Origin of the sequence: Wolbachia endosymbiont (group A) of Crataerina pallida (assembly GCF_964028475.1) — a bacterium.
In the GTDB taxonomy this organism is placed as follows: domain Bacteria; phylum Pseudomonadota; class Alphaproteobacteria; order Rickettsiales; family Anaplasmataceae; genus Wolbachia; species Wolbachia pipientis.
On the sequence record NZ_OZ034785.1, the window covers coordinates 584,967 to 611,041 of the forward strand.

General features: G+C 35.1%; 28 protein-coding genes and 4 pseudogenes. 7 read left to right on the forward strand and 25 right to left on the reverse strand.

Features of this window, described 5'->3' with window-relative positions; genetic code table 11:
* Nucleotides 1-234: 234 nt before the first annotated feature.
* Nucleotides 235-1,500: an IS4 family transposase gene (locus ABWU55_RS02720; protein WP_353286161.1), complete on the reverse strand. Its 1,266-nt coding sequence runs from the start codon at nt 1,498-1,500 to the stop codon at nt 235-237.
* A gap of 124 nt (nt 1,501-1,624) precedes the next feature.
* Nucleotides 1,625-2,143 (reverse strand): annotated as a pseudogene (locus ABWU55_RS02725) (IS4 family transposase); the annotation flags it as partial.
* 87 nt (nt 2,144-2,230) lie between these two features.
* Here ABWU55_RS02725 and ABWU55_RS02730 point away from each other — a divergent pair.
* From ABWU55_RS02730 to ABWU55_RS02740, 3 genes and pseudogenes are all read left to right on the forward strand, one after another.
* A complete protein-coding gene (locus ABWU55_RS02730; protein ID WP_353286449.1) occupies nt 2,231-3,367 on the forward strand; it encodes a hypothetical protein in 1,137 nt (378 codons plus the stop codon).
* Between the two features lie 154 nt (nt 3,368-3,521).
* On the forward strand, nt 3,522-5,468 hold the full coding sequence (locus tag ABWU55_RS02735; protein ID WP_353286450.1) for an ankyrin repeat domain-containing protein: 1,947 nt from the start codon (nt 3,522-3,524) through the stop codon (nt 5,466-5,468).
* Between the two features lie 170 nt (nt 5,469-5,638).
* A pseudogene (locus tag ABWU55_RS02740) lies at nt 5,639-6,461 on the forward strand (IS5 family transposase).
* Between the two features lie 34 nt (nt 6,462-6,495).
* Here ABWU55_RS02740 and ABWU55_RS02745 read toward each other — a convergent pair.
* Nucleotides 6,496-6,942, reverse strand: a complete 447-nt coding sequence (locus ABWU55_RS02745; protein ID WP_353286451.1) for a transposase — start codon at nt 6,940-6,942, stop codon at nt 6,496-6,498.
* A 56-nt stretch (nt 6,943-6,998) separates the two neighbouring features.
* Nucleotides 6,999-7,346 (reverse strand): transposase, encoded by a 348-nt coding sequence (locus tag ABWU55_RS02750; protein ID WP_264378254.1) that lies wholly within the window; start codon nt 7,344-7,346, stop codon nt 6,999-7,001.
* Between the two features lie 99 nt (nt 7,347-7,445).
* Between ABWU55_RS02750 and ABWU55_RS02755 the strand changes: the two genes are divergently transcribed.
* Both ABWU55_RS02755 and ABWU55_RS02760 read left to right on the forward strand, forming a co-directional pair.
* On the forward strand, nt 7,446-8,036 hold the full coding sequence (locus ABWU55_RS02755) for a hypothetical protein (RefSeq protein ID WP_264378253.1): 591 nt from the start codon (nt 7,446-7,448) through the stop codon (nt 8,034-8,036).
* The gene (locus ABWU55_RS02760) at nt 8,029-8,163 is read left to right on the forward strand and encodes a hypothetical protein (RefSeq protein WP_264378252.1); all 135 of its coding nucleotides are present in this window, start codon (nt 8,029-8,031) and stop codon (nt 8,161-8,163) included. The genes ABWU55_RS02755 and ABWU55_RS02760 overlap by 8 nt, the downstream gene beginning before the upstream one ends.
* 465 nt (nt 8,164-8,628) lie before the next feature.
* Here the strand turns inward: ABWU55_RS02760 and ABWU55_RS02765 are convergent, their stop codons facing one another.
* Nucleotides 8,629-10,122, reverse strand: a complete 1,494-nt coding sequence (locus ABWU55_RS02765; protein ID WP_264378251.1) for a recombinase family protein — start codon at nt 10,120-10,122, stop codon at nt 8,629-8,631.
* Nucleotides 10,115-10,261, reverse strand: a pseudogene (locus ABWU55_RS02770) (DUF2924 domain-containing protein); the annotation flags it as partial. The gene ABWU55_RS02765 and the pseudogene ABWU55_RS02770, both read right to left, overlap by 8 nt.
* A gap of 59 nt (nt 10,262-10,320) precedes the next feature.
* Here ABWU55_RS02770 and ABWU55_RS02775 point away from each other — a divergent pair.
* Nucleotides 10,321-11,180, forward strand: a protein-coding gene (locus tag ABWU55_RS02775; RefSeq protein ID WP_156518142.1) for an IS630 family transposase whose coding sequence is annotated in 2 segments (ribosomal slippage) — nt 10,321-10,645 and nt 10,645-11,180 — 861 coding nt in all. Because the reading frame shifts where the segments join, the coding sequence is not laid out codon by codon here.
* 28 nt (nt 11,181-11,208) lie between these two features.
* On the opposite strand, the pseudogene ABWU55_RS02780 reads toward ABWU55_RS02775, so the two are convergent.
* The 4 genes and pseudogenes from ABWU55_RS02780 to ABWU55_RS02795 form a co-directional block, all read right to left on the reverse strand.
* A pseudogene (locus ABWU55_RS02780) lies at nt 11,209-11,508 on the reverse strand (DUF2924 domain-containing protein); the annotation flags it as partial.
* A gap of 4 nt (nt 11,509-11,512) precedes the next feature.
* Complete coding sequence (locus ABWU55_RS02785) at nt 11,513-12,010, reverse strand: ankyrin repeat domain-containing protein (protein WP_353286453.1); 498 nt, start codon at nt 12,008-12,010, stop codon at nt 11,513-11,515.
* 38 nt (nt 12,011-12,048) lie between these two features.
* Nucleotides 12,049-12,768 (reverse strand): ankyrin repeat domain-containing protein, encoded by a 720-nt coding sequence (locus tag ABWU55_RS02790; protein ID WP_353286497.1) that lies wholly within the window; start codon nt 12,766-12,768, stop codon nt 12,049-12,051.
* Between the two features lie 167 nt (nt 12,769-12,935).
* The gene (locus ABWU55_RS02795) at nt 12,936-14,102 is read right to left on the reverse strand and encodes a phage tail protein (protein ID WP_353286455.1); all 1,167 of its coding nucleotides are present in this window, start codon (nt 14,100-14,102) and stop codon (nt 12,936-12,938) included.
* Between the two features lie 199 nt (nt 14,103-14,301).
* Between ABWU55_RS02795 and ABWU55_RS02800 the strand changes: the two genes are divergently transcribed.
* Nucleotides 14,302-14,409 (forward strand): HU family DNA-binding protein, encoded by a 108-nt coding sequence (locus ABWU55_RS02800; RefSeq protein ID WP_353286498.1) that lies wholly within the window; start codon nt 14,302-14,304, stop codon nt 14,407-14,409.
* On the opposite strand, the gene ABWU55_RS02805 is transcribed toward ABWU55_RS02800, so the two are convergent.
* The 15 genes from ABWU55_RS02805 to ABWU55_RS02875 form a co-directional block, all read right to left on the reverse strand.
* Nucleotides 14,390-15,190, reverse strand: coding sequence for a baseplate J/gp47 family protein (locus tag ABWU55_RS02805; protein WP_264378247.1), 801 nt, complete (start codon nt 15,188-15,190; stop codon nt 14,390-14,392). The genes ABWU55_RS02800 and ABWU55_RS02805 overlap by 20 nt on opposite strands.
* A gap of 2 nt (nt 15,191-15,192) precedes the next feature.
* A complete protein-coding gene (locus tag ABWU55_RS02810; protein ID WP_353286499.1) occupies nt 15,193-15,555 on the reverse strand; it encodes a GPW/gp25 family protein in 363 nt (120 codons plus the stop codon).
* A 7-nt stretch (nt 15,556-15,562) separates the two neighbouring features.
* A complete protein-coding gene (locus ABWU55_RS02815; RefSeq protein ID WP_264723488.1) occupies nt 15,563-16,654 on the reverse strand; it encodes a YhcG family protein in 1,092 nt (363 codons plus the stop codon).
* Entirely contained in the window at nt 16,638-16,892 is a 255-nt protein-coding gene (locus tag ABWU55_RS02820) for a PAAR domain-containing protein (protein WP_264378245.1), read from the reverse strand. The genes ABWU55_RS02815 and ABWU55_RS02820 overlap by 17 nt, the downstream gene beginning before the upstream one ends.
* The gene (locus ABWU55_RS02825) at nt 16,892-17,356 is read right to left on the reverse strand and encodes a phage baseplate assembly protein V (RefSeq protein ID WP_264378244.1); all 465 of its coding nucleotides are present in this window, start codon (nt 17,354-17,356) and stop codon (nt 16,892-16,894) included. Before ABWU55_RS02825 ends, ABWU55_RS02820 begins: the two co-directional genes overlap by 1 nt.
* A complete protein-coding gene (locus ABWU55_RS02830) occupies nt 17,343-17,825 on the reverse strand; it encodes a hypothetical protein (protein ID WP_264378243.1) in 483 nt (160 codons plus the stop codon). Before ABWU55_RS02830 ends, ABWU55_RS02825 begins: the two co-directional genes overlap by 14 nt.
* 9 nt (nt 17,826-17,834) lie before the next feature.
* Entirely contained in the window at nt 17,835-18,326 is a 492-nt protein-coding gene (locus ABWU55_RS02835; protein WP_386086961.1) for a phage tail protein, read from the reverse strand.
* A complete protein-coding gene (locus ABWU55_RS02840; protein WP_264378242.1) occupies nt 18,323-18,634 on the reverse strand; it encodes a hypothetical protein in 312 nt (103 codons plus the stop codon). Before ABWU55_RS02840 ends, ABWU55_RS02835 begins: the two co-directional genes overlap by 4 nt.
* Nucleotides 18,634-19,638 carry a major capsid protein gene (locus ABWU55_RS02845; RefSeq protein WP_264723487.1) on the reverse strand — a complete coding sequence of 335 codons (1,005 nt, stop codon included), beginning with the start codon at nt 19,636-19,638 and terminating at the stop codon, nt 18,634-18,636. The genes ABWU55_RS02840 and ABWU55_RS02845 overlap by 1 nt, the downstream gene beginning before the upstream one ends.
* A gap of 24 nt (nt 19,639-19,662) precedes the next feature.
* A complete protein-coding gene (locus ABWU55_RS02850) occupies nt 19,663-20,031 on the reverse strand; it encodes a head decoration protein (protein WP_264378240.1) in 369 nt (122 codons plus the stop codon).
* A gap of 67 nt (nt 20,032-20,098) precedes the next feature.
* Nucleotides 20,099-21,133 (reverse strand): S49 family peptidase, encoded by a 1,035-nt coding sequence (locus tag ABWU55_RS02855; protein ID WP_264378262.1) that lies wholly within the window; start codon nt 21,131-21,133, stop codon nt 20,099-20,101.
* On the reverse strand, nt 21,133-22,539 hold the full coding sequence (locus ABWU55_RS02860; RefSeq protein WP_264378239.1) for a phage portal protein: 1,407 nt from the start codon (nt 22,537-22,539) through the stop codon (nt 21,133-21,135). The genes ABWU55_RS02855 and ABWU55_RS02860 overlap by 1 nt, the downstream gene beginning before the upstream one ends.
* Entirely contained in the window at nt 22,540-22,764 is a 225-nt protein-coding gene (locus ABWU55_RS02865) for a gpW family head-tail joining protein (RefSeq protein WP_019236402.1), read from the reverse strand.
* 3 nt (nt 22,765-22,767) lie between these two features.
* On the reverse strand, nt 22,768-24,591 hold the full coding sequence (locus ABWU55_RS02870) for a phage terminase large subunit family protein (RefSeq protein ID WP_264378238.1): 1,824 nt from the start codon (nt 24,589-24,591) through the stop codon (nt 22,768-22,770).
* Nucleotides 24,588-26,072, reverse strand: a complete 1,485-nt coding sequence (locus ABWU55_RS02875) for an ankyrin repeat domain-containing protein (RefSeq protein ID WP_264378237.1) — start codon at nt 26,070-26,072, stop codon at nt 24,588-24,590. Before ABWU55_RS02875 ends, ABWU55_RS02870 begins: the two co-directional genes overlap by 4 nt.
* Nucleotides 26,073-26,075: the final 3 nt, after the last annotated feature.

Below are 26,075 nucleotides of genomic sequence, written 5' to 3' on the forward strand. Positions count from 1 at the left end.
ATTTTATAATACAGTCCATCACTTTTTCTTTAACTTAATGGCAGTGGGTCTGATCTCACTGCCATTAAGTTAAGGAAACAGGAGTTAAAATTCGACCAAAAATATAAGTAATTTTGTAATGATGACAAATATTATGGTGAACCTTGAGGGAAGTAAAATTCAAGGTACTGAAAAAATAACAACTGTAGGTTATTGAGTGAAAGATGTAACCTCTAACAAAAAGGTATCTTAGGTTCAAAACACATGTTTTCTAGTTCTTTTTTGGTAGTTCAGTGAACGAGTATCAGTTACTTTATTACGCTCGACCTTCCTTCCTTTTCTCACTACTAAAGTATTCATCAAAAATAACTGTGATAATCGATCCATAATGCAGTCTATGTCTGACTCTGTAGAAAAAACATCGAAAGCTAAATTTTTTATTGCATTAAATGAGACAGATTTATTGATGCTTTTCTCGTACTTGCAATTGGCTAGACCCGCGTTCAATGTCTCTTCTATATCCTCTGTCATAATACTTTCTAAGTTGCTAATAAAGATGGTTGACCAAAAATCCTGCTTTATGGTTTCAACACTTTTACCTGTAAAATTTTCTAAACCTAACCTTCCTTTGAGTTTGGAAAAAAATGTTTCTACTCCCCAACGTAAATAATATAACTCTCCAAATTCTTCAACTTTAAACTGCTGTTCTTCTAACAACGATGTAGCCAACACTTCAATCTCGCCAGAAGAAAGAACTATCTTGACCAATCTAAACTTTATTTTATCAGGTAATCCTAGCTTCCTTAGCTGTCTTGCTACCTTGACAGGTGCGGTTGACACGACTATCGCATCAGATGGACTTTCTGGCTTAAACATAGCATTAATTTCATTAAATGACGAATATGGACAGCGAATTATGTAATTAATACCTCTTTGTGCAAGCTCAGCAAAAAACCGATAAGAAACATATCCCCTATCACAGATCAGCAAATCGTTAGATTTCACGCTGCCAAGCATATCAATAGCTAAGGCAACTTCATAACTGTCACTTCTGCCAAGTACTGATTTTATAGAGACATTATTTAATACATCGTAACATACTTCAAAAGTTGTACTTGTGTAATCTCCAAACTCTTTTTTAGTCCAATTTCTTATTGGTCTTGAGCCAAATTCATTTATTACCTCACTACTTTTTGGCAGGATAAGTATAGAAGCATCAAAGGCAAGCATTCTGAAACCATGATAGGTTTTAAATTCCTTATCTTGATAGTATAGAGAAACTATATCATCGTTTAGCTCTGAAAACGCAGTATGCTTTAGCTTTTTCCTTGCTTGAGTAAATGCACTTGCCGTGATTGTGTGATCCTTTCTTGTATGCAGAACAAACTCATTAAGCATTACTTGCAATGATTTTACACTCTTTCTGAAAATTAGAATAAACACATCAATGAAAGGCAGCTTTCTTTTTCTTGAAAAATCTTTTGAGGATACTTTGTGAGCGTTTATAAAGTTCAAACTCATCAATTTATTTTTTATAAATGTAATTACTCTTTTTTTTACTCATATTATTGCTTCTTTTAACTTATGGATCTTACTTGATTTTATAATACAGTCCATCACTTTTTCTTTAACTTAATGGCAGTGGGTCTGATCTTACCCCCTCCGTTAAATTAAGTTGGTCTATTATCTGATTCATGTAGTCGAAAACTAATTGTAACTTTATTCCAGACTTAGTATTGCTTTCATAGCCACTGTAGCTAGTACCATAACCTTTATACATCTCTTCCATACTGTTAGGTAGAGTAATATAGGTACTGTCCAATAATTTAACACTATTAAATTGCTGTAAGATTTTGCAATCAACTTGCAAGATATTTTTAAAGAGAATCACAGATTCATTATAATCCTTTTCATAAATTCCACTGCTTCTTCAGTAAATCTAAAATCCAAACCTTGTTTTGTTATATCTCTCGTTTAGTAATTGACACATTGTTTCTACGCTACAATTATCAACTCCTATATTACCCAAGACCATGGCTTTTACGAATGATGAACCTTTTAGCTTTCTCTTTCTTTTTATAAACCTTGTTGTAATTGAGATTTTCTCTGCTTTTTCATTAAAAAATTCTTTGAGCTTTTTTGATAAGCAAGTTATTTTATTCATTGGTTCTCTCACTAAAAGTATATCTGGGAGAACTTATACCTTATTATTCTATCTCTTTCATACCTTTATTTCCTTAACTTGACGCGTATGATTAGTCCAAGAGACTCTGCTTTAATTAAGTTAGATCTACTACTGACTGAAAGTGAGAGAAGTCTAATTGATGAATTTCGTAAAGAGTTAAAAGATGTAGTAACAAAAAATGATCAAGGTTATAGGGATAAGCATGAAAATTTTACAAACACTGCTTTAGAGCGTATAGAGTGCATAACAAATAAATATTTGCAAAAAGGGATAAGACTCAATTCAAAATATAACGATGATAAGTATACTATAACAAGTTTAATTTTTAAGGAAATAAGAAATATCCCTAATAGAATACGACAGCATAAGGGATTACCACCTTATGAGAGTTTATCAGACGATAGTGAGACTATAACAAGTTTAGTTTCTAAGGGAATAAGAGATATTCCTGCCTACGAGGGTGTATCAGATGACAAAAATATAGGTATTATACGCAATATCATGAGTAATTTACTATTAAAAGGTGGAAGAGTAAAATGCAGTTCCTTTTATGATGATAAGTTATTGTATGCAACTTATGGGTTCAGTTATGAGATTTTTGCAGAACGTGAAGAAATCGATAACAAGCTAAAAAGTGTAGCAGATGAAGGTATTATAAACAGTAGTGCCCAAGGCAAAGCTTTACACGTAGAAATGGATAATGGATATTTTTATGTAAAATATTCGCAAGATAGCACTGTTGAGGTTGCAAAAGTTATAAATAATCCAAAAGTGAAAGATTTAAGTTTTAGACATCATATATTTCATGTTGGAAAGAGTATAGTAAGAGTTGAAAATGTAGGAGGAAAAAGAAATTATACAGACGTTTTAGAAGGTGGCATTGAAATGTCTTTTACTACTGAAGTAGGAAAGATTAGTATTCATCTACGTTCTAGTGATAAAGACAACAATACAATTGAAGTAAAGATAAGTGACGATGATAAGAAGAAACTTGATCAATTAAAAGATAAGGAAGAAATAGGAGAAAATTGCTTACTTGGTGGATATTCAGTACATGATGCGATTAAACGAGGATATTTTGAAAAACATGAAACACTACGTCAATCTTCTGAAAAAATTACCTTATCTAATGAAAAGAAAAAAAATAGTTGGTGTGAGATAGTAACAAATTCAAAACAGACAACAAGCCGTACTGTAGGGTAAATGCTACACTGCTTGATTGTCTAAAGATCTTATATTACTCACCATAAAAACTTAACAAAAGCTTAACGACGTGAGTAGTAAAAAGATTATGGTCATTGACTTAATGTTACATATCGCACACAATATATTATGTATCTTAGCGTAAGGGATAAGTATGGGTGAGTCTACTGGGATGGTAAAATCTATCATCAATCTACTAAAACCAAAATCCAAACCAGAACTATATGATATTGAATATGAATCAATTATAGAACATCTATCATCTAAAGCACATTTATTAAATGAGCTGATGAATGATATGTGGTACTCAGGAGATTTACCATCAGTTAGAAATCATAATGAACCAGCATCTTTGATGGATAGCAAACTTGGATTAAGTGAACAGATTTGTGTTTGGTTTGCTCTAGATTATGATCTTACGCCAAGTCAAAAAAATTTAAACAAGAAGTTACTTAGTGCTCTAAAATGTTTAGCTTCTAACTGTGGTTCATTTGATAATACTGAACCTCTTGAAGAATTTTTATATGACAATAAAAACAATAAAGATTTAAAAATAATTCTTAACCTCAAAAGAGGAGAATCTCAATCAACAGTATTGCATGCGATTGCAGGAGCAAATATTGGTGGATTTCGTCGCACAGGAAATCAGGCTATAGATTTACTCTTAGGAGCAGGTGCAGATCCTAACATACAAGATAATAAAGGAAAAACACCACTATACCTTGCTGCTGCTAAAGGTCATTACGATAATACAAACTCTCTTCTCTTGAAAGGAGCTAACCCTAATATAACAAGTAGAAAGGGGAGAACTCCACAACAAATAGCAACTAATAAACTCTGCTATAATATAGAAGAATTATTTCTAACTGATAAACAGAAAAAGTTAAATGCAGAATTGTATGACTTACTTGTACTCGATTCAGACTGCACTAAAAATTTAAAGGAGTTTTTAAGTAAGCATAAAAGAGATTCAGACCTAAAAGTGGTGCTAAATATTCGGCAAGGAATGGGTGAATCAAAAGTATTTTCTTATGTTGATCGTTTTTCTTGGGACAATGAAGGTCTTATTCAAGAGTTAAGAAAGATATTTTTAGAAGCAGGAGCATTAGATTATGCTATGAATATTTATCGTCAGCAAAAGGAAGGACAGGCCAGTACATTACTCGTCAATTTAACTTCAAATCAGAAGGAAAAGTTAAATAAGTTTTCTGATAAGGTGTTTCAAGCTCAAAATATGGCTGAACTTGAAGAGATTGTAAACGATGCTATAAAGTCTGGTGTACGATTAAACTATTCTCTTTCACAAGATTTCTTTTCAGGTAATGAGTACACTTTTACCGATTATGTGATGAAAAAAATCAGTGAATTAGAAAAAAATCCTAAAGTTGCTAGTAATATAATATGTCAATTAGTATCAAAAGGGGCAGTGTTTGGTAATACAGTTGATGCTAACACGCTGACATCAGAATTTAAAGAGCATAAAACTAACCTAAAAAAAGCTTATAGAGATTATATTAGCAATTCTCATAAATTTATTGAAATCGCAAAAAGTGCAACCAATAGCGAGCTAAAAGATGCAAGAGTAGACAACTCCGTTTTTTACTTAGAATATTCTAAAGATAGTAAAATAGACATTATAAAGATAACAGATGGGGTAAGGGATTTAGGTCTAACCGATGGAGAGGTAAACTGTGGAAGAAATATAGTAAAGATCGGTAAAAGTGCAGTAGAAATTAAAACTGAAGATGGCATAAGGAATTATACAGATCTTACAGAAGGCAGCAGTATAGTATTAACTTTCTATACTAGTTTGGGAAATGTAGACGTTAGGCTGTATCCTGACATACAGAATAAAAGCAAAATTATAGTAGAAGTGAGTAATAGAGAAGAAATATTAGAAAAATTCAAAGATCGCGAAGAAGAGTTAGGCAATGATTGCGAGCTTGGTAACTACTGGGTCTACGATGCTATTAAACAGGGATATTTTGAAAGATCTGGTGGATTAATGCGTCCTGAAGTAATAAGCGAGTCTAACAACAAATGGGCAGAACGTGAAGAATTAAGAAGGGTTTCTAATTCGAGGGAAGAAATTGCTAGGTAGAAGGTATTAAATATTAACTAAGATAATTAGCAATCTAAGAAACGAATTATCTTAAGCTCTACACAAATCACTCGCTCTTTTTTACAATTAATTTGGTTTATAGAACTACTAGAGGTTGTCCACAAACCAAGGAATACGTAGTATATAAAGAAAGAATATTGAGGTAAGAGATGAGGAAAAAATATCCAACAGATTTAAGTAAAAGGGAATGGGCAAGAATAGAAAAACACTTCAGAGTATCGTACAAGAAAGGAGGAAGGCCACCAAAATACAGTAAGTGTGAGATAGTAAATGCAATTCTTTATATACTGCGCACAGGATGTCAATGGCGCTATTTACCACACGATTTTCCGCCGTGGAAGGCTGTGCATGAACAGTTTAGAAGGTGGAAAAAGCAGGGAATTTTTGAGAAAATGAACTATGATATCACTAAATATAGTAGGTCAAAAATGGGAAGCCGAGCGCATGCATAGTGGACAGTCAATCGGTAAAAACCACGGAAAAAGGGGGGTCAAAGGTTATGATGGTGCGAAAAAGGTAAAGGGGAGAAAAAGACATATAATCACAGATACTCAAGGATTTGTGCTTGGTTGCTATGTAGGAGCTGCAAGCGAAAATGACAGAGATGGGGTGAAGATGGCATTGGACAATATGAAGGAAAAATACAGCAATATTAAGAAAATGTGGGCTGATATGGGATACCAAGGAAAAGATTTAAAGGATTACGTAAAGAGAGAATATGGGATAGATATTGAAATTGTCAAAAGGCCTCCATGTAGGTTTTGGGTGCATAAAGATACACCACTAGAACTATTGCCACAACGGGATCCTGGATTTTCAGTACAGCCGAGAAGGTGGGTGGTAGAGAGGACTTTTGCTTGGATCAATAGAAATAGAAGGCTATCAAAGGAGTACGATTTACTTACAACATCTACTGAAAGTTTCATATATCTGGCTATGAGTAAAGTTATGTTAAGTAGGGAATATGCTTGATTTACTGGTTTGTGGACAACCTCTATAGTATTTTCTAAAATGAATGATAAATTTCCATTATGGTATTACCAACCAAAAGTTGTAAGTCTGTACATTTATACATTAGAGGTCTGAGGCGGCTTTTGATGGTATGCCAACAGTGTTCTATAGGATTCAAATCTGGTGAATATGTTGGAAGATACAGCACATGACAGCCAAAAGACTCTATTAATGATTTTGTTTTAGTGGTCTTATGAAATGTAGCATTATCCATAACTATGGTTGTGCCAAGTGGCAATTTAGGTAATAACATCTTCTCCAACCATATATTAAATACCTCTTTGTCACACCCACCTTTGAAAGTCATTGGTGCAATAAATCTCATTCCAATCCACCCGGCTACTATACTGATTCTCTCTCGCTGGAATATCTGCATAAATTTTCTTTCCTCTTGGAGCACGTCCATATTCTCGGTATAACTTATTATCAACTCCTGCTTCATCTATATATAAGATGCTGGAATGGTCTATTTTTGAGATTTTATCAATAAATTGCTGCCTATCTTCTTGATTGCGCTCTTGATATAGTGTGACTTTTTTTTAAAGTAATTTTTAGCTGTTTTAGTCTATACCAAATTGAATTTATTCCAAATCCAAGATTTTGTTTCATCTCTGCCAGAGTATGGTCTGGATTCTTTGTAACATATTCTTCGAGTATTTTTGGGTCTATTTTTCGAATAAAGCTACCTTTTTTAGATGGCTTTAGGCTTTCACCAGCAGCTTTCTTTTTTAACCAGCGGTACAGAGTTGCTATTCCTATCTCCATGAGTTCTGCTATCTCAACCTTTGTCTTCCCTTTTTCTATCATCAATACTGCCTTTTCCCTTAAATCCACACTATATGCCATTATAACTCAAATACTTTATTATACCTTTATCATTTACTTTGGGAAATACTATAGTAGTAATCAAAATAAGATTTTTTCTTATAGTCAAGTTATAGTAAAATGAAATGCGATAAAGTTGCATTATTCTTTCTACAGCTAAATTTTTGCCTTAGCGTATTTATTGATCATATTCTAGAAGAGTTAGCTACTAATTGCAATCAAGCAGGATATGAACATATATATGGACCGTTTATGATGGAACTTTACGAGAAACATAAATTATTTATGAATGTCAATAGTGGTGTTGAGAGAAAAGTGTACATTGACTGCAAAAATCCAAATTCTGTAAAAGTTGAGTGTAAAATCCCCAAAGCACCTGTAAAGCTTCTAGATTTTTCTGAGAAAAAAATATGTGATATATCATTTTCAATGGAATTTACACTTGAATCTCAGAATGGTAAAGAGGGTCTAATATATAGAGACGGTAAGTTATTACTTGATGTTCCTGAGGAGTTAAAAAACTACCAAGATGGCGATAAGAGTTTATTTGATATTATAAGAGAATATTTCGAAAAATTTTGCAAAATATTAGGATTTACGTTTGCAACAAAAATAGAGCACAACTTAGGAAATGAATTGAAAGTAGACAGTCATGGCTATCTGGAAAATGTGGAACCTCCTGTCCGGAGCAATAATCATGCTCATGGTTAAAAAAGTATGCTCTATAAGCTCAAATGAGAAGAAATTACCTAATTTAAAAGTTTTACTTGATGATTATGGATTTTCTCAACTGCGCAGGATTCAAAGAAGGCTGGATAATAGACCTACTCAAGTTTAGTATTCGGCTTTGTAGCATTATACAACGCAAAATCCATACACCACATCTACTGCCACTGCGAAATAAAACATAAAACGCAACACAGCTCACCAATAATAACGCACCAACAACACCAGCCGCAATTGGTTGATTTGATGATTTTTCGTATATAGGGATTTCCTTCACTATAAAAACATGGTTCTATTTCAGCAGAAAAGGGTTGTTATGTGAGTTTGACTCTTGCTCAATAGTTTGCTCTGGTTTCATATGTAAATTGAAAATCTTTACTATTTATATTAATATACTCATATAATTTAATGTCAGTTTTTGTCACACTGGTTTACATCAAGACTATTTTTAACCTCTTCAACATCTGCTGGTGCATTAGAAGTCCTTCATATTTTGCAATAGTGGTTTCCTTATAAATCCTTGAGTTTTTTTTGCAACAGCTTTTCCTATTATTTTCGATGTTTTCATCTCCTCTTGTTAAACAATGCAATCAAGACCATAAAATTTCTCCAATTGCTCACTCCACAGCATCGGTATTTCTCTCAAATCAACTAATTTCAAATCTCTTGGCTGTCTCCCATTTACTATATCTTCTTTAATCTTCGGAGCTAAATAATTTAACCTTAAAATTTGTTGTACCCTTCTTGTACCTATATTAATTTTAACGCTCAGTTCCTTCACACTTGCATATTTTCCTGCCTCCAGTTGACGTTTCCAGGAATGGGCTCTCACCACTGCTTTCAGTAGCGCATTATTTGTTTTACCTTCTGGCTCAATTACTGTGCATTTCTTTCCTTTCTTTTTTATTGGTATAAATTCCACCTTATCCTCTAAACTCACCTCTATTCCATCTTCTTTTATCATTACTCCTTTTATTAACTTTTTCACTACTTCTTTCTGCTTTCCAAAATTTAAATTTTCCCATTTTTCTTCGGTCTTTTCTCTCCAATTTTCATATATCTGCTCCGCTTTTCTCATCACTTCTTTTTCTACTTCTCCTGCTACTATTGTTCGATTTACTGATTCACAATTCTTTCCCCTTAAGTGGTTATTACATACGTAGTATCGATATCTCTTATTCTCTTTTTTTGCATATGTCAGTGTCATATTTACACCACAGCTCTTGCACTTAATTATTCCCTTTAGCAGAGCTTCTTCATATTTTGCTTTTCTATATGGCTGATTCTTTATCAATTCTTGTGCTTTTTGCCATTTTTCCTCTTTTATTATTGCTTCATGCTTTCCCTCATACTCTTTCTCATAATGTCTTATCTTTCCCATATATATTGGATTTGTTACTATCCTCCTTACCGTGGCCTTTTTAAAGATATCTGATTTCGTACGGTACCCTTGGCTATTTAACTCTCTTGCCAACTCTGCCATTGACTTCAGCTCTATATACCTCTCAAATATATGTTTTACCAACTTTGCTTCTTTCTCATTTATTATTAATTCTTTATCTTTTACATCATACCCAAGCGGCAAAGTTCCACCCATCCATAGTCCTTGTTCTTTTGATGTTGCTATTTTATTTTTTACTCTCTCTACTATCATTTCTCTTTCTAGTTGTGCTGCTCCTGATAACACTGTTTGCACGAACTTTCCCATTGGCGTATTATTGTCAAATATCTGCGTTACTGCTACAAAATTTACTCTATGTCTTCTAAAAAATGACGTTACTTCGATGCTGTCTTTTGTTTCCCTTGATAACCTGTCTAGCGTATATACTACTACACAATCTACTTCTCCTTTTTTTACATCTTCAAACAACTCCTTTATCGCTGGTCTTTCTAAGTTTTTCCCTGAATATCCTCCATCATCGTACCTTTTGGCCAATGCTACCCAGCCTTCTTTGCTCTTTATATACTTTTCACATGCTACTCGCTGCGCATCTAAACTATTAAACTTTTGCTCCAGACCGTCTTCATTTGACTTTCTCGTATATATTCCACATCTTATCCCTTTACACATTTTCCTTTCCCTTTTGATCACGCAAACCAAATAGGAGCGGCCCATTGTAACTCATTCCCATTATTTTTCCAGCTACTGCTGACAATGACGTGAAAAATTCTTCTCGGTAGATTAAACCCTTATCTGTTACCATTATAGCTCTTTCCACAGAAGTCCGGATATGATAAGATTAAGGATAGATGGCGATAAGGAGGTTGGATGCCGGCAGCATATAGTTATGATTTAAGAAAAAAAGCAATGGAAGCACTAGACGAAGGGGAAAGCAGAGAAGCAGTGGCAGCAAGATTTAAAATTGGACGAACTACTTTGTGGGAGTGGCAGCAAAGAAAAAAAGAAACAGGCGACTTTCAGTCAAAAAAACTCGGTAATGGAGGTTACAATCAGAAAATTATCGACTGGAATAAGTTTATCGAATTTGCTAAAAAACACGGTAGAAAAACTCTGTCGGAAATGGCTAAACTTTGGGGCAACGTTAGTATCCAAACGATCCACCGAGCTCTCAGAAAAATTGGATTTACGCGCAAAAAAAGACATATGGATACAAGGAAAGGAACGAAGAAAAACGTGCTGAATTCTTAAAAATTATAGCAACAAAAGAACCAGAAAACTTAGTGTATATAGATGAGTCTGGGATTGATAACACGGAGGACTATCCATATGGGTATTGCCAGAAAGGACAGCGATTTTATGCCCTAAAATCTGGAAAAAAAACTCAACGAATCAGCATGGTTGCAGCCTTAAGTAGAAGAAAGATAGTTGCTCCATTAACATTTGAAGGCCACTGTAATATGGATATTTTTAATGGATGGTTTGAGCAATTTTTGGCACCGATCTTAGAACCTGGACAAACTGTCATTCTTGATAATGCTACTTTTCATAAGTCTGATAAGCTTATCAAGCTCGCTAAAGGAGTCGGTGCAGAAATTTTGTATCTGCCGCCTTATTCTCCAGATTTTAACAAAATTGAGCATCATTGGTTTGCTATAAAAAACAGAGCCAGGAAAAACATTCCTCTATTCGAATCCTTTCGTCGTGCTGTTGATTCTGCCTTCCTATGACCTATTCGGACTATTATGAGAAATGCTATACTGTATGAGTCTCTTCCCCTCTCTCTAGTATTAATTCTGTCCCTTCTACTGGTAATTTGTCGCTACTTATTCTCTTTCCCCTTTCTAGCCGATCTGCCAGATACTCTAGTCTTTTTGTTCCCTTTCTTGACATTTCTCCATACGCTTTTTCCTGCATTCTATAAGCTAATCTCGGTATCAGATATTTCTTTGAGTATCTAGGCGCTTCTTCCCCAAATACCTTCTTCCATATTCTTCTCAACTCTACCAACGCTTTTTTCTCTAAATTCATTACCTTCTTTTCTATTTCTTTCTCCATGCTTTTAGCCTCTCATAGAAGATTTCCCACTTTGCTGTTCAAATAACTTTTCAATTCTGTCTGTTTCTTTCTTTAATACCTCGGTTATCTTTTTGCTATTTTTAGCATAATCCATCGCTATCATTCCAAATTTATCCGCTTGCTCTATTTCTCCTCCAGCTTTTACCAGCTCCTCCACTATTTCTTTTTCACCTACCATGCACGCAAGGTGTAGAGGTATGCATTTATTTCCATATTCCTCAGCATTTACGTCTGCTCCTGATTTTATCAATTCCCTCACGATTTCTAGACGTTTCTCCGTTACCGCTAGGTGCAGTGCTGTGTATCCTTTCACATCTGCTGCATTCACATTCACTCCTTTTTCAACTAATAACTTCACTGTTTTTACCTCTACTGCATAATGCAGAGCTGTTCTTCCATTCTCGTCTCTTGCATAAATATTTTTATATGAGTTCTCTAATAATTCTTTTGCTGACTTATTAAATTTGCCAAGCTTTAACATAATCCACCTCACCTTTTCTTTAAATTTAAATCCCTCTTTTAAGCATTCCTTTTCGCTACCTCATCTATCATTTCGTTCACTTGGTTCATTATCTTGCTTGCTAAATTTTGACATTCTTTCTTTATTAGCGATTTGTCTCTCTTCCTTATTTCTCCTATCTCTATTATTTTTAGCTCTGGTAAATAACTCCCATTCAACATGTCTGCTATTTCTCCCACTAGCCTCTCTATTCCATAGCATGTCAGTTCTCTACTTTTTGTTATTCCTCCTTGTTCTCTCAGAAATTTACTCGCCTTTTCACTCTCTTTGCTATCACATAGACGATACTTTTCACTTTCCCAGATATAGTACATTGGTGTTGCACCGTACTTATTCAGTTGATTAACTTCAGCTTCGGCCTTTACCAGCTCTTTTATTATTTCAACTCCTGCTCCTCCTATTTTGCACGCAGAGTGCAGTGGCGTACATCCAGTGACATATTGAGTGGCATTTACTTCTGCTCCTTCTCTTAGCAGCACTTTTACATTTTCTAAACTTTTTGCGAATACTGCACAGTGTAGTGGCGTATAACCATTTTTATCTCTTGCATTTACCTCTGCTCCTTTTTTTATTAATAATCTCACTGTTTTGTAATCAGAGATTTCTACTGCTTGGTGCAATATCGTCTCTCCTTCTTCATTTCTTTTATTAATGTTTTTAAACCCTTTACTTGATACTTCTTTAAAAAACTTACTAAAAGATTCTTTGCTAAACTTCATACTTACCTCACAAAATTAGCTTTTCTAGCGCCAGATAAATTTCTTATGTTTACCTGCTGCTATTCAAGTCATGTCCGTTTTAGCATAAGAAAGCAAGTCTTTTTCTTTTTATTTCATACACTTTTACCTGTTATTAATATAATATATGAGGATCTAAATATAAGTACTTAACTTATTATAGATATAACTTGACTACTTTTCCAACTTCTGTGCAAATGTCGATGTTCATGCCACTTCAGTACTCCCGGGTAAAATACTAAAATGTGCTTTTCTAATTCGTGTATTGAGTCTTTTTGCTCTGAATCCAAATCATTTTTATAGTAAACGTTGTGTTCTGCTAAAACATATTTTCTGACCTTCTGATCTGTATAATTTTCTACTTTATAGTTGTGAGTAACGCTAAATCTTTCTAAAATTGGCTTATGTTTTAAATTCCAATATTGCCCTGAAAGTTTATCGCTTCCCAATACAAATTTATTTCCTCTTTCTTCTACGCTACTTACTGGAAAGCACGTATTTATGTCTCCTAAATCCCAACTGTCTGATAATACTATCTGCGCTTTTGCAAATTTAATCGATGGTAATAAACTCTGTGGTAATGGATATAGTGCTTTTAAGTTGTACCACAAATGATCTCTTTCATAGATGCCTTTATAATCCCTTGTGTAAGGCTCGGTTTCTCCAAGGATTGCTACATCTAGGCGATATATATCATTGCTTAAAGCTCGTTCATAATGATCGCGTAGATAGTTTTCTATAATCCTAATAACTGGACCACTAGACCTGAAAAAATTTACTCTTCCAAATGATAACACTGGTCCATTTTTTTCTATTTTTACCCCTGAATAATCAGAAAGAAGATCTCCAAATAAACTCTCATCCAATATAAATCTCTGCACATTATAATAATCGTTAAAAATCCTCATCAATCTGGATCTTACAGGCAGTGATAGTTTTGCCAGCTCTACTACTGCATCTACGAAGAAGTCATTTGGTACCTCTTTTATCCCTACTTGCAACTCAAAAAAGTGTTTACCGGGTGGCTCTTCAATAATTGTAATATCTTCTATATTTGCCCATTTTAATGCTATTTTTAGTGATGCTGGAGTTCCTCTCAGTCTTTGAAATTTTACTCCTTCTACTACGGCTTTTCTTTTATCCTTTATCCAACGTAGTATTTCCCCCAATTCATATCCCTCAATCAACCACGGCAATGTTTCTTCTTTAAGATTAAACTTAAATCCTTTGATACAGCTTGGATCAACCTTATAATCTATTGCATCAACCAGTGCTTGCTCTTGCTTTGTTGCGTTTGGCGGTAATAAACTTTTCATTTGTCTTTTCTTTCAAGTTGCTTTAATTTCCTTTATTTAGGTAGCTTATGAGTAAGCAAGAGATCATTGCAGAACTGATCAAAAATAAAGATGTTCTTAATATCGAAAACACTTTCCATAATATTTAACCATATTATCCATACTTTAAAAAACAAGTTACAACTTCTGGAAGAAAATCAATACTTTCGTCTCCCTAACATTGGATCCAGTAAACCTTAAACCACTTATTGCACGCAATCCCCTCACTGGTGAAACTTTTTCGATTCCACAAAACAAAAAAATACGTTTTAAATCCTATCTAACTTGACGTAGCCAAGCACTGCACACTCATTACCCAGCACCACAACATCCTCTTTTGGCTCGATTAATTCTACGTTTTCTACACCCTCTATAAATAGGTTTGCTATTATCCAAGATCTTGTAACATTCCATCCCAGCCTTCTACTTGCTTCAAACTTCTTAATGAACTGCTTCTTGATTTCCTCCTTCGATATTACAGGACTTATGCTCATTCTGCTGTGAATATCTATTTCCATAATATTGCAACCAATCACTGTTACTGCATCTGTTAAAACCCTTATATCATCCCTGGTGACTTGCTTTCCTACAATATCCAGTAGTTCTTCAGACGCTATGCCAGTTGTGGATAATTCTGTTGATAAAATTGAGATCTCCACACTTCCTGGCACTTTTGATTCAACCAGCGCATCCTTTACTCTTCTATCTGCTGACAGTGCATGATACCTATAATACTCCCTGCTGCCACACGTGCTTGGGCCTATTATCTTTGCTTTAATTCTTTTTCTAAATCGTTCGTCATCTTCTTCTTTCTGCCTCTCTACTCCATAAAACTCAGCCAAATTATCAAGATCTTCTCCTGTCGCAAATTTAAGTAAATTACTCTTTACTGCTTCATTTATTCTTTCTCTAAGCAAAAGTTCTTGCCATGCTGCTACCTCCAGAATCTTTATCGCTGGATCACTTTCAACTAATGCTGTAAAACTTGCGTCACGCTTCACCAACTCTTCCCTCATCCGAGACAGAATTTCTTCGAAGTTCAGTGGCTCAATAATGTTAGTCTGCTGCATCTTTATATTACCACCCCATCAAAGCGAATGTTTTTCCCACTTGGTACGTATAATCCTTCTAGGTCAAGCGTTACTTTTCCTTCTTTCACCTCTGTCATTTTTACTTTTTCTAATTTAAATCTTTTTTCCCATTTTTCCAAAGCTTCTGCAGTTGCTGCGTAAATTTCCAAAGTTAAATCTCTATTTATTGGCTTATCTACTAATTCAAATAGCCTAGACCCGTAATCTCTCCTCATTATTCTACTGTTAATAGGAGTGGTTAATATATCAATTATCGATTGTTTCAGATGTTCTATTCCCTCTAATTTTTTCCCTGAGTGAAATATGGAAAATTGAGGCAATGTTTTAGCATCCATTCCTCTCATATATTTTTCATGGATTTGACTTAATACTTGCATGTTTTTCACGTGCTATAGAAATAGCCTTTCTCAACTTCTTTTCAAGAATTTCTTTAGAAGGAAGCTGTGTTAAATACTGTGCAACATGAATATTAGAGCCTTCGAGTTCAAGATATTCTATATCCTCTTGATCCTTATCAGCACATAAAATAATCCCTAACGGTTTTTCTTCACCTGCTTTTCGTTCATTTTTATCTAACCAATTTAAATACCATTCCATCTGTCCTTTATAAGCTGGTTCAAAGCGACCTATTTTTAGTTCTATTGCTATAAGGCGTTTTAATCCTCTGTGAAAAAATAGTAGGTCCAAATACCTGTCAGTTGTTTTAGTACTCATCCTTTTTTGACGTGTTACAAAACAAAAATCATTTCCAAACTCTTGTAAAAATTTTATCAATTCATCCAAGATTGTATTTTCTAGATCAGTCTCGCTATAACTTGATGGCAATTCCATGAAGCTAAGGAAGTATGGGTCATGAAAAATGAATTCTGGTGCTAACATATTTTCTTCACGTAAATTTTTTATACTCCTTCTTATGAAATCTTCAGGTTTTTTTGCTAGTGCTGTACGTTCATACAACATAGTATCGATTTTACTACGTAGTGCCCTAACACTCCACCTTTCAATACGACACATTTCTATATAATAATTACGCTTCAGCTCATCAGAAATTGCAATAATTTCTACAAAATGTGACCAACTCAATTGTTGTGACAGTGTCGCGACAATCTCTTGATCAGGAAAGAATTTAGAAAATTGTACCATACGAAATAATGACGCTCTATCAAATCCACGTCCATATTTAATCTGAAGTTCTTTTGCAAGTTGAGAGATGATTTGCTTCCCATAATCTGCACGTTTGTGCTTTAGGATATCTTGATCAATTCTGGAGCCAATTTCCCAGTTTAACAATACTAGAGTAGAGTTGAATTGAACAGAAAGATGATTCTTTGCTCTATCTATTAAATCACTAATGTCTCCTAATAGGCTAGTAGTTATATCCATGTTCATAACCTTACTTTTGGTAAGTATAACAGATGGTTTATTTTTATCCTGAAAAAACATTATTACTTCCACTTATTACCTTGAAACCACAAGATACTGAATCCCCAACTCTTCCTACACTAAGACCATTTGCAAACACTGTTTTTGATCCTTCAGTTAATACTCTTCCTTCTGTAAAATTATCTCCTTTACGGCAAACTGGCTTACCATTTACAAAAACATTGTTACTCCCACTAACGCAAAAATGTGGTGTTGCTTCTGCACAATGATCTCCTACTCGCATAACCGATTTATTCATCAATTAAGGTTTATTTTATCTGCCTTCAATTTTATTCCACTTTTTGTCATTTCTATACTTGATTCCCCAGCTTTCAGTGTTATTTTATCTACTACTTCAATCTCTAAATGATGTTTTTCCTTATCATATAACAATCTTGTTCCATCTTGAAACTTCACACTATTTATTTCTTTTTTATTCTCTGGTGCGTGGTATTTTTCCTGATATATTCCTGCTAACACCACTCCTAATGATAGTTCACCAAGAGGAGAAAATACCATAACCTGTCCATCAATATCTGGCGGAGACCAATCTCTATCTTTTCCTGCTTTACTTGTTATCCATGGCAGATAATCTGTTACAATATCTCCTATTTTAACTCTTACTTTTGCTTTTTCATAATCTATTTCTTTTACAACTCCTATACGAATGATATTCGCTAATTTTCTACTTAGCTCTGAAATTGCAAAATTATGATCCAACATTTATATTTCCTACGTTTATGGTATGTGGCTTAATCTTATTTTCTGTCCATATCGATTTACCTAAATGAAGCTGATGACTCCAATCAACCATCCACACCAAATACGCATCTAACTCTGGCCTAAATCCGTCAATTTCCGCAGATATAAATTCTCCTGGTGAAACATTTTTCACATTCCAAGTATTTTTATTTACTACTCTCGCAACCTCAGCAGCTAATGTTCTAACAACTACCGAGGAATCCTCTACTGTTCCATCAACTACAATTCTCGCTTCAAATCTTGCTTTCAGGGCTAATTCCTCTGTTCCAGGATCTTTTCCCGATTCTAAACTCACAAGCTCTACAAATACCGCTGGCGCTAATAATTCTTTTCTTATTGCTGGATAAATTTCACATGTCTGTATAGACGGTATTTCTTCCTTCAGTGTGCTGCAAATTGCTTGATGTAAATCTTTCCAGAACTTTGTCATGCATATAATTTAACTCATGTAATGTATAAAATATTTTTCAAATACCTTTTCAACTTCATAATTAACAAGATTCCCTATTATCCTTGAAGCCTCTGGTTTCAGTGACAATTTAACTTCCTTTATTGGCAATGCTGCTCTTCCTTCACGTTTAAAAATACCGCTATTTCCTTTTGGCATAACTGCTGCAAATCCTCCTATAAACTCATGCTTTCCTACTTTCGATCCTCTTCTTGTTTTTTGTATTTTACCAATTGTTGATGCTCTAATGTCATAGAGATTTGCTCTAATCAACACGTCTAATCTGCTAGTTTTCGCCTTAAAAATTCTTAATCTCTTTCTTATCAAACTTAATTTTACCTTCTTTTCCTCACTGATTTCCTTAGCTGCTTGCGCTTTTAACCATAGTGCCGTTTTGTTTAACGCTTTTATAGCTGCCAGTTTTATTTTCTGCTCTTTTCTTTCAATATTGGAGATTATTTCATTAATATTGTTACTAATCAAACACTTTCTATTGCCTCAATTTTCCATATTTTACTTGAAGAATCTTTTAACGGTGGTTCAAAAATCTTGTAGAACCTTTTTTCAATCTTGATATAATCACCTATGCTAAAGGAAGTAACGTCCTGATCACGTATTTCTATAGAAGCAATTTGCTGAGTTAATTCTCCACCTGCACCTAAAGAGTACGTAGTCTCAGGACGTTTAATTAGCACTTTTATTTTACGAATGCCCTCCTTATTTTTATTACAATATATGGCTTCCACTCCTAGATGATCAAAACAATCTTCTAATAATCTTCCTATATTCATCAACTAGAACTAATTTTTACCAAAACGGCCGGACGATGGCACATTGGCAATGGATTCGACTGCGTATGCAAATCAGTTCCTCTATCAAACCTTCTTGGCTCTTGTTTTGCATAGAGTGGCTGTCCAAGAGTATTTACTGTCTCATTAAAATCTGCTGGTGCAAAATATGTTGTAAATGTGCTTGCTGTTCCTAGTGGAAAACAGTGTCCCGTATCTTTCTCAATAAATCTTCTTACGGTTCCTTCAGGATCTGTTGCTTGCCCTCTATATTCCTCAAATGTTATTCCGCAAAATGTAAATCCTGATCTCATGTCGTTCCTTAGTGCTGCACCTTCTTGCCATCTTTCATATGCTTCTTTTACTTTAACGTGAGAGGTTAGTGCATCAAAAAACTCAGGACTTACCAGCGCATGAATCCCAGTCATATATTCACCACTTAAGTTGTCCTCAACATGGCGCAATACTTCCAGACACTTACGCTTTACATCTGTTGTTGCTGTTCCCAGGGCAAAATTTACTACTTTTGGTGTAATTTCAAACTCGTTATACAGATTTAATAACTCTGACCCGTCAGCATCTAAAATTATTCCTTTGAGCGCTCCCATACGCAAATGCTCCAACGTTATTGCATGTTTGTTTCTCATTAGCTGCAAATGATCAGTTATTACATCTGCAAGCGCTTTAAGTTCACTCTCTGATCCAAATGCCCTTATTCCTTGTACTTCTTCTGGCAGCACTACATCATCATGAGGAATATGTGGAATCGTAAATGTCCTTATTTTCCTCTTTTCACGTTTTCCCACTGTTGCTGGTGCTCCTGGAATTTGCGTTGGCAATAGACTTAAAACTCCATTATGTTCTTCTATTGTAATATGTCTAAATCTTACTGATCTACTTGGAAACAAATTTAAATTTTCAACACGTCCATAATTTATCGGCAATATATTCATCGCATTTGTTAGTGCCGTCATGCTAAATGCTGTATTTGTAAATGGATTTTGCATTTTTTCTCTCCTTATTAATTTTAGTTAAATTCCCTTGCGGACAATGATCCCTCGTGCTTCAAGTTGCTTTATTGCTGCAGCTTTCTGCTCTTCAGTGATATTTGCTGGCCACACAACCGCATGATCTGCTAGTATTGCACAACGAGTAATAATTACTGCTTTAGCATTTTCTGTCGCATTTACATCACTTACTACTGCACCTATCGCTGTTTGTGTACCATCTGTGGCAGTTGGATTTATTATCTTAACCATGCTATCTTTATCGAGAGCCACTACTGTACCAAGCTTTAGGTTCTGCCCTTTTGCTACTGTTATCTGATCTCTTGAATATAGACTTGATGACTCATACTTTAATAAGTCACCCAGATTATTTTGTTCGCTTATACAACTCATAAATTTCTCTCCTTAACTGCTTACCGCCGCTTTTATCAATGCTATATACGGCGGTTATAAAAATACTTTAACTCCTACGACTTTTCGCTACCTGCATCATCAATTCTTCTCCTGAATTCTGTGGTATTGCACTCAGTATCTCTGTCTTCTTTGTTCTCTCTGCAAGTAATTCCATTAAAACTTCCCTAGCTTGCTCAACACTTACACTTTGCTCAATAAATTCTCCTATCTTTTCTGGCATCTTCGATAAATTACATAAACGTATTAATTCAAGAACTTCAGTACGATACTTGGTTAAATTATCAGTTTCTAGGTCATTTGTAGTTTGTTCATTCATAGTAATACTCCTGTTTTTATTAATAGATGAAAGAATTGTCATTCCGTCTGCAAGGCCTATTTCTACTGCTTTCTCCCCAAAATATAGCCCTGCCTCTGTTGATCGAATCTTTTCAATTGAAAGACCTCTGTTCCTTGCTATTAGCTGCAAAAACATTTCATATAGTCGGTCTACTTCTTTTTGTAAGCTTCCCAGACTTTCAGACGTCATTGGCTCATGCGGGTTTAAATCATTCTTTCGACTACCAGCAAAGATTGTGGTGTACTTAATACCTTGCTTTTCATCAAACCTACTTTGATCTATATGACTTGCTATTACTCCAATACTGCCCACACCAGAAGTTCTGCTCACCAATACCTTCTCAGCGCTAGAAGCTATAGCATATGCAGCAGAATATGCATCATCATTTGCTATTGCTACGATCTTTTTCAATTTTCTTGCTCCGTAAATAAAGTCGGAAAGATCAAATATACCGTTTACTTCCCCTCCTGGGCTGTCTATTTCCAGTATAATTGTCTCTATACTACTATCTTCTAGTGCTTGCTTTATTTGTGCTTCTATTTGCTCATATGATGTCATTCCGAGCATTTTATCAAACGCACCTGGTTTTTTCGTCAAGATTCCATGAATTGGTATAATTGCAGTTCTTTCTTCGTTGCTTTTGATGGAGTGCTTGAGATTTTTGAAAATTGGCTGTTTTTCTTTGTATAGCGATAGTAGCTCAAAACTCCTTGGTTCAAGCATTAATGGTTTTCCTAAGAGCATCATAACCCTTTACAATCAGAGTCAAACATTAAGTTGAAACTATTTGCACGCTTTTGATCTTCCGCTATTTCTTGGTCAATTTCTTCTACATCGTAACCCATTTCTGATACTACTTCTGCTCGACTTTTGAAGCCATTCCTTACTGCCATTTGCTGTGCTTGCTGATCTTTCAGTGGATCCACCCAATAAAATCCCTGTGGTATCCATTTTACTTCTTCTTTCGCTGCTTTTACTACTTTTTCATCTATACTCAGTTCTCCACAAAGCACTGCTAATTCTAGCCATCTATTCCAAATAGGTCTACAAAACTGGAACACTATCACGTTATGCTGTAACATTGCGCACCTTCTGCGAAACTCTATCAACCCTGCCCGAATGGATGAATAATTAACACCGGTTAAATCTCCTGTTAGTTGTTCGTATGTTATCCCTGTGCCTATTGCTATTGCCCTCAGTTGCTGTCTCATGAATGCTTCATAACTTCCTCCAACATCTGATGGCTCTGAAAATTTTATGTCCTCTCCTGGGTCTAAAAGCTGCATTGTTCCTGGCTCTAAACCTGATAGTGCCACTCCTTGCTCATTACTTTCACCTTCTCCCATGATATTTGCTTCTGGATCGAGTCTTGTAATAAATCCAGCAAACATTGCTGCAGTTTTCTTTCTCACCAGCTCTGCATCATCATATTGATCAAGCTCATAAAGCTTCAGCAGTATATTAGAAAGCCAAGGCTCCCCTCTGATTTGCCCAGGTCTTAATGGTCTATAAATATGTAAAACATCATTTGCTAGCACTCTCACTGATTCACCAAACGAGCCTTCACCAGGGTGTTCTTTAAATAGGTAATATGCTTCTCTTTGCCCAAGCTTGTTAAACTCAATCCCGTTTCTTATTACATTACCATTTCCTAAAGTTTGATTTGTTTTATTATCTAAATGTTCAGACTCAAGCACTTGCAGTTGTAATGGTACAGAAAACCTATCTTCCAGCTTTCTCGTTCTTAAACGTACAAAACATTCTCCTCCCTCTATCATACTTCTGCATACTAGAGCTTGTAATCCATAAAAATCACTTACTCCACTACTGTCTGCTTCATCTGTCCATCTTAGCCATAATTCTTGCACCTTCTTTCGAAATTCTCCATCTCTTGCTTTTGATTGTGGTTTTATTCCTGTTCCAATAGAGTTACTTACTATCGTATCAATTATATTTGCAGCGTAAGGATTTTTTCTCACCATATCACGTGATCTACTACGTAAAGTTTCAAGGCTTTGAGACAGCAAATTGTTTATACTTCCTAACTCTGGTTGAAAGTGAAAAAATCTTCTTCCTGAGCCTGCTGCATCCCAGGCTGAACTTTTGATTTTTGGCTTGTTGAATAATTGTTTGAAGGTTTTTAGTAGCATTTATAAAATTCCTTTACTCGTTGAAAAAATAATTTTCCTCTTTGGCTCCACTCCAGCAATCTTTAGCTCAGCTTTAATTCGTTGTCTTAAGTTTAGTAAATCATTTATATCTACTTCTGCATATCTTACCACATGATCACCATATGCAATTGATACTACTCGCTCTCCGTTTTGCAGCTTCTTTATCGCTTCTTCGACTTGAATTAAATAATCTTCGTTATACATTTATTACTTGCTGATCCATTTGCTTTTGACTATTTTCTTTGATTTTTTACTTTCCGGTTTTTCACTTAAACTATTCCATTTACTCTCTGGCCATCTGTCTACTCCCAGTGCTATTGATGCTGCTCTTGCGTAAATTCGGCAATCTAATACTTCATTTCTTTCTCTTACTTTTTGCCACTCTTGTTTGGTGTATCCTTTTACTACCTTGCTGACTAATTGCTCTGCCGTTAGCTGCTTAAAATACTCAGGTACATACTCGGGAAAATGACAATACCCTGCTGGCACTTTCTCTTCTTCTTTTAAAACATTAAGTAATTGAAAAAGTTCTGACTTTAATATCGATACTCCTACTGGCCATAGCTTTATTCCTCTTTTCAGTTTTTGCCCACCAACTGTTATATCTACTCTGCTTGGACTGCTAAGTGGTACTAGAGCTTTATTTACACCTTTGACTGCCATTACTCTTCCACAGCCTTGATGACCTCTTACCCAATTGTATACTTCTTGTGTCGCATACCCAGCATCAACCGCCATCATACTTATCATGTATTCAAGACCATTTTCACCGATAAAATGATGATTTAACAGCTCTGAAAGCTTTTTCCATACTTCTCCACTTCCTGTATCTCCTTCAAATACTCGGTAGTCTATTGACCAACTTTCACGGCTTTTTCCCCATGCTACAATTTCTACTTCTAACCGATCTTTTTGAACATCAACACCTGCAGTAAGTACCACTTCTCTCTTAGGTACTGTGCCTACGGGAAAAAATTCTCTCCTGTTAAATAATTGCTTCCAGTCTGGTACTTCTCCTTTATCTACCCAGGTTTCTCCTAAAGTGGTATTTATCCAAACCTTCAGTAATTGTTCACTTTCCTTTGCATGGAGAAAATCCTCTACTGCTTGTTGCCAACTATACCACCCAACTGGACTATAAAGACTTGAAAGATGAAATCCTTTTTTCTCACCTTTTACTCTATTAGTAGGCCTCCATTCTCCACGCTCAAGCATCTCTGTTTTTTGATGATTTTCTATTTTGCCGCTACATTCAGTGCAGACATAATGTGCTGTTCTTGAGTCATTATCTTCCCATTTAATTTGTGACCATTTCAGAACTTGATAGTAATTACAATATGGACATGGTACAAAAAAATATCTCTTATCTGTTGCTTCAAATTCTTTCTCAATTCTGCTTATTCCATGAATCGTTGGTGTTGATACTAAAAAAATCTTTCGCCGTGCAAATGTATTAGTTCGTGCAATACTGAGCAGTACTGGATCTCCTTCACCTCCTGAATCTCCTGGATATGCATCTATTTCATCAAGAAAGAGATACTTTACTGGCATAGAGCGAAGTCCCACACTGCTGTTTGCTCCGGTTATTACTACAATTCCACCTGGAAACTCCTTACTTTGTACAGTATTGCCTGAATCTCTTGATCTTGGGTCTTTTACTTTACTTTTTAAACATGGTGTACTTTCAATCAGTGGCGCAAATCTTCCTTTTGACCAACGCTTTCCCATTTCAACTGTTGGCTGTACTACTAGCATTGGTCCTGGTGTTTGATCGATGATATAGCCAATCCAATTGTTACCAGCTTCTGTTCCCCCAATCTGCGCTCCTTTCATGAATACTACTTTTTCTGCTGGTGAGGACGGAGAAAGTGAATCCATGATTTCTTTTAAATAAGGAGTTCTTTCCGTTCTCCATTTCCCTGGCTCTGATGCTGCAGTTGCTGCTAAAACTCGATACTCATTTGCCCACTCTGACACTTTAAGCTGCGGATCTGGTCTTAAACCTTCAGAAAAAGATGTGGCGTATATCATACCTCTAGCTCTTCACCATCATTAGATGATACTTCAACATCACTTAAAATAGGACTTACGCTCTCACTTGTTTTCTCACTTTCGAGTTCAGTAAACATTTTCTTTTCAAGCGCTTCTTCTACGTATTTCTGAGTTAAATTACTCATCATTATTGCAGCTATGAGTGCAACTATTCCCACCATTACCGCAGCTATAATGTTAGGGTAAATTCCTACTATCGCTATTGCGCATATTGTTATAGTGACACAGATGATATTGGTATATTTCTTTATTTTTTTGTCTGCTATTTTCCTTTCTTCAAAATATTTATTGCTCAATAAATGAAACGTTGGAAAGTTGTCATTTTTTCCAAATAAAACTATATCTTTTTCTTTGCTTAGTAACTTTATCAGTTTTACATTATTTGTTGTTATTGCGTACTCAAAAACATCTGTAGCATCTGCTCTTTTCTTTAGCAGTAATTTTACTATATTAAAATGCCTATTTATTGCTGCAAGATATACTGCTGATTCTCCTTGATCGTTTAAAACATCTACTTCAACTCCTTCTTTTAAAATCGCCCCCAGAATCTCCTCATATCCTTTTTTTGCTGCTAAGTGAAGTAAATTGTTCTTCTCTACTCCATACCTATTACTTATTAAAGCTTTTACTATTTCAGATTTGTTCTCTTCTTTCGCATAACAAAACGGTGTCTTGCCATTATCATCTTTAATCAAAGGATCTATATCTTCTCGCGTTAGTAAAACTTCTATTGTTTTAAGTCTTTCAGCATAATGTAGTGGCGTTTTATTTTCATAATCTTGTAAGTTGACCCCAGCATTAGGAACATTTATTAAGCATCTTACAATATCTAAACATAAGTCTCTTTCGTCGTAATTACTGCTACTTATAGCTACGTGCAAAGAAGATAATTTCATTGCATTTCTGCCGCTACCAGCTATATTGACATTCGCACCAAGATTTGAAAGTAATTTTACTACTTCTAGCTTCTTGTTGTTTACTGCATAATGCATTGCTGCATGATTTCTCACGTCAAGAACATCTTTATCCGCATTTCCTTCTCTAATTAAAATTTCTACTATCCCTTCATGCCCAGCTCCTGCCGCTAAATGTAACGGTGTATGTAGTAAAGCATTCTGCTCATTAACATTAACTCCTTTGTTGAGTAAAAACCTTACAGCATTTGCTTCATTCAACATCGCAGCTAAGTGAAGCAAACTATCTTCCTCTGATCCGTATTTGTGATTGATTAGTGCTTGTAATATTTCTTCTCTTGCACAAGAGAGCGCACTTTTACCATCATCATCAGTGATCAGTGGATTAATATTTTTCCTATTTAGTAAGAGAGCAACCATACTAAGCTCGTTAATTTCTACTGCATAATGTAGTGGGGTTTTCCCATTTAATCCTCTAACATTTACATCCACTCCTGGTTGATTAATAAGACACTTTATTAATTCTAAACTTAAGTTAGCAGACATTAT

Excerpts from the sequence above, each read along its gene's own strand:
- ABWU55_RS02790 (WP_353286497.1), bottom strand. The coding sequence starts at position 12,768 with ATGAAGTTTAGCAAAGAATCTTTTAGTAAGTTTTTTAAAGAAGTATCA.
- ABWU55_RS02810 (WP_353286499.1), bottom strand. The coding sequence starts at position 15,555 with ATGAGAGGAATGGATGCTAAAACATTGCCTCAATTTTCCATATTTCAC.
- ABWU55_RS02875 (WP_264378237.1), bottom strand. The coding sequence starts at position 26,072 with ATGTCTGCTAACTTAAGTTTAGAATTAATAAAGTGTCTTATTAATCAA.
- ABWU55_RS02735 (WP_353286450.1), top strand. The coding sequence starts at position 3,522 with ATGGGTGAGTCTACTGGGATGGTAAAATCTATCATCAATCTACTAAAA.
- ABWU55_RS02720 (WP_353286161.1), bottom strand. The coding sequence starts at position 1,500 with ATGAGTTTGAACTTTATAAACGCTCACAAAGTATCCTCAAAAGATTTT.
- ABWU55_RS02865 (WP_019236402.1), bottom strand. The coding sequence starts at position 22,764 with ATGTATAACGAAGATTATTTAATTCAAGTCGAAGAAGCGATAAAGAAG.
- ABWU55_RS02745 (WP_353286451.1), bottom strand. The coding sequence starts at position 6,942 with ATGAAGCAGGAGTTGATAATAAGTTATACCGAGAATATGGACGTGCTC.
- ABWU55_RS02805 (WP_264378247.1), bottom strand. The coding sequence starts at position 15,190 with ATGCAGCAGACTAACATTATTGAGCCACTGAACTTCGAAGAAATTCTG.
- ABWU55_RS02860 (WP_264378239.1), bottom strand. The coding sequence starts at position 22,539 with ATGCTACTAAAAACCTTCAAACAATTATTCAACAAGCCAAAAATCAAA.
- ABWU55_RS02825 (WP_264378244.1), bottom strand. The coding sequence starts at position 17,356 with ATGTTGGATCATAATTTTGCAATTTCAGAGCTAAGTAGAAAATTAGCG.
- ABWU55_RS02820 (WP_264378245.1), bottom strand. The coding sequence starts at position 16,892 with ATGAATAAATCGGTTATGCGAGTAGGAGATCATTGTGCAGAAGCAACA.
- ABWU55_RS02840 (WP_264378242.1), bottom strand. The coding sequence starts at position 18,634 with ATGAATATAGGAAGATTATTAGAAGATTGTTTTGATCATCTAGGAGTG.
- ABWU55_RS02730 (WP_353286449.1), top strand. The coding sequence starts at position 2,231 with ATGATTAGTCCAAGAGACTCTGCTTTAATTAAGTTAGATCTACTACTG.
- ABWU55_RS02830 (WP_264378243.1), bottom strand. The coding sequence starts at position 17,825 with ATGACAAAGTTCTGGAAAGATTTACATCAAGCAATTTGCAGCACACTG.
- ABWU55_RS02815 (WP_264723488.1), bottom strand. The coding sequence starts at position 16,654 with ATGTTTTTTCAGGATAAAAATAAACCATCTGTTATACTTACCAAAAGT.
- ABWU55_RS02785 (WP_353286453.1), bottom strand. The coding sequence starts at position 12,010 with ATGTTAAAGCTTGGCAAATTTAATAAGTCAGCAAAAGAATTATTAGAG.
- ABWU55_RS02795 (WP_353286455.1), bottom strand. The coding sequence starts at position 14,102 with ATGAAAAGTTTATTACCGCCAAACGCAACAAAGCAAGAGCAAGCACTG.
- ABWU55_RS02850 (WP_264378240.1), bottom strand. The coding sequence starts at position 20,031 with ATGAGTTGTATAAGCGAACAAAATAATCTGGGTGACTTATTAAAGTAT.
- ABWU55_RS02765 (WP_264378251.1), bottom strand. The coding sequence starts at position 10,122 with ATGTGTAAAGGGATAAGATGTGGAATATATACGAGAAAGTCAAATGAA.
- ABWU55_RS02750 (WP_264378254.1), bottom strand. The coding sequence starts at position 7,346 with ATGGCATATAGTGTGGATTTAAGGGAAAAGGCAGTATTGATGATAGAA.
- ABWU55_RS02755 (WP_264378253.1), top strand. The coding sequence starts at position 7,446 with ATGAAATGCGATAAAGTTGCATTATTCTTTCTACAGCTAAATTTTTGC.
- ABWU55_RS02845 (WP_264723487.1), bottom strand. The coding sequence starts at position 19,638 with ATGCAAAATCCATTTACAAATACAGCATTTAGCATGACGGCACTAACA.
- ABWU55_RS02870 (WP_264378238.1), bottom strand. The coding sequence starts at position 24,591 with ATGATATACGCCACATCTTTTTCTGAAGGTTTAAGACCAGATCCGCAG.
- ABWU55_RS02855 (WP_264378262.1), bottom strand. The coding sequence starts at position 21,133 with ATGCTCTTAGGAAAACCATTAATGCTTGAACCAAGGAGTTTTGAGCTA.
- ABWU55_RS02760 (WP_264378252.1), top strand. The coding sequence starts at position 8,029 with ATGGTTAAAAAAGTATGCTCTATAAGCTCAAATGAGAAGAAATTACCT.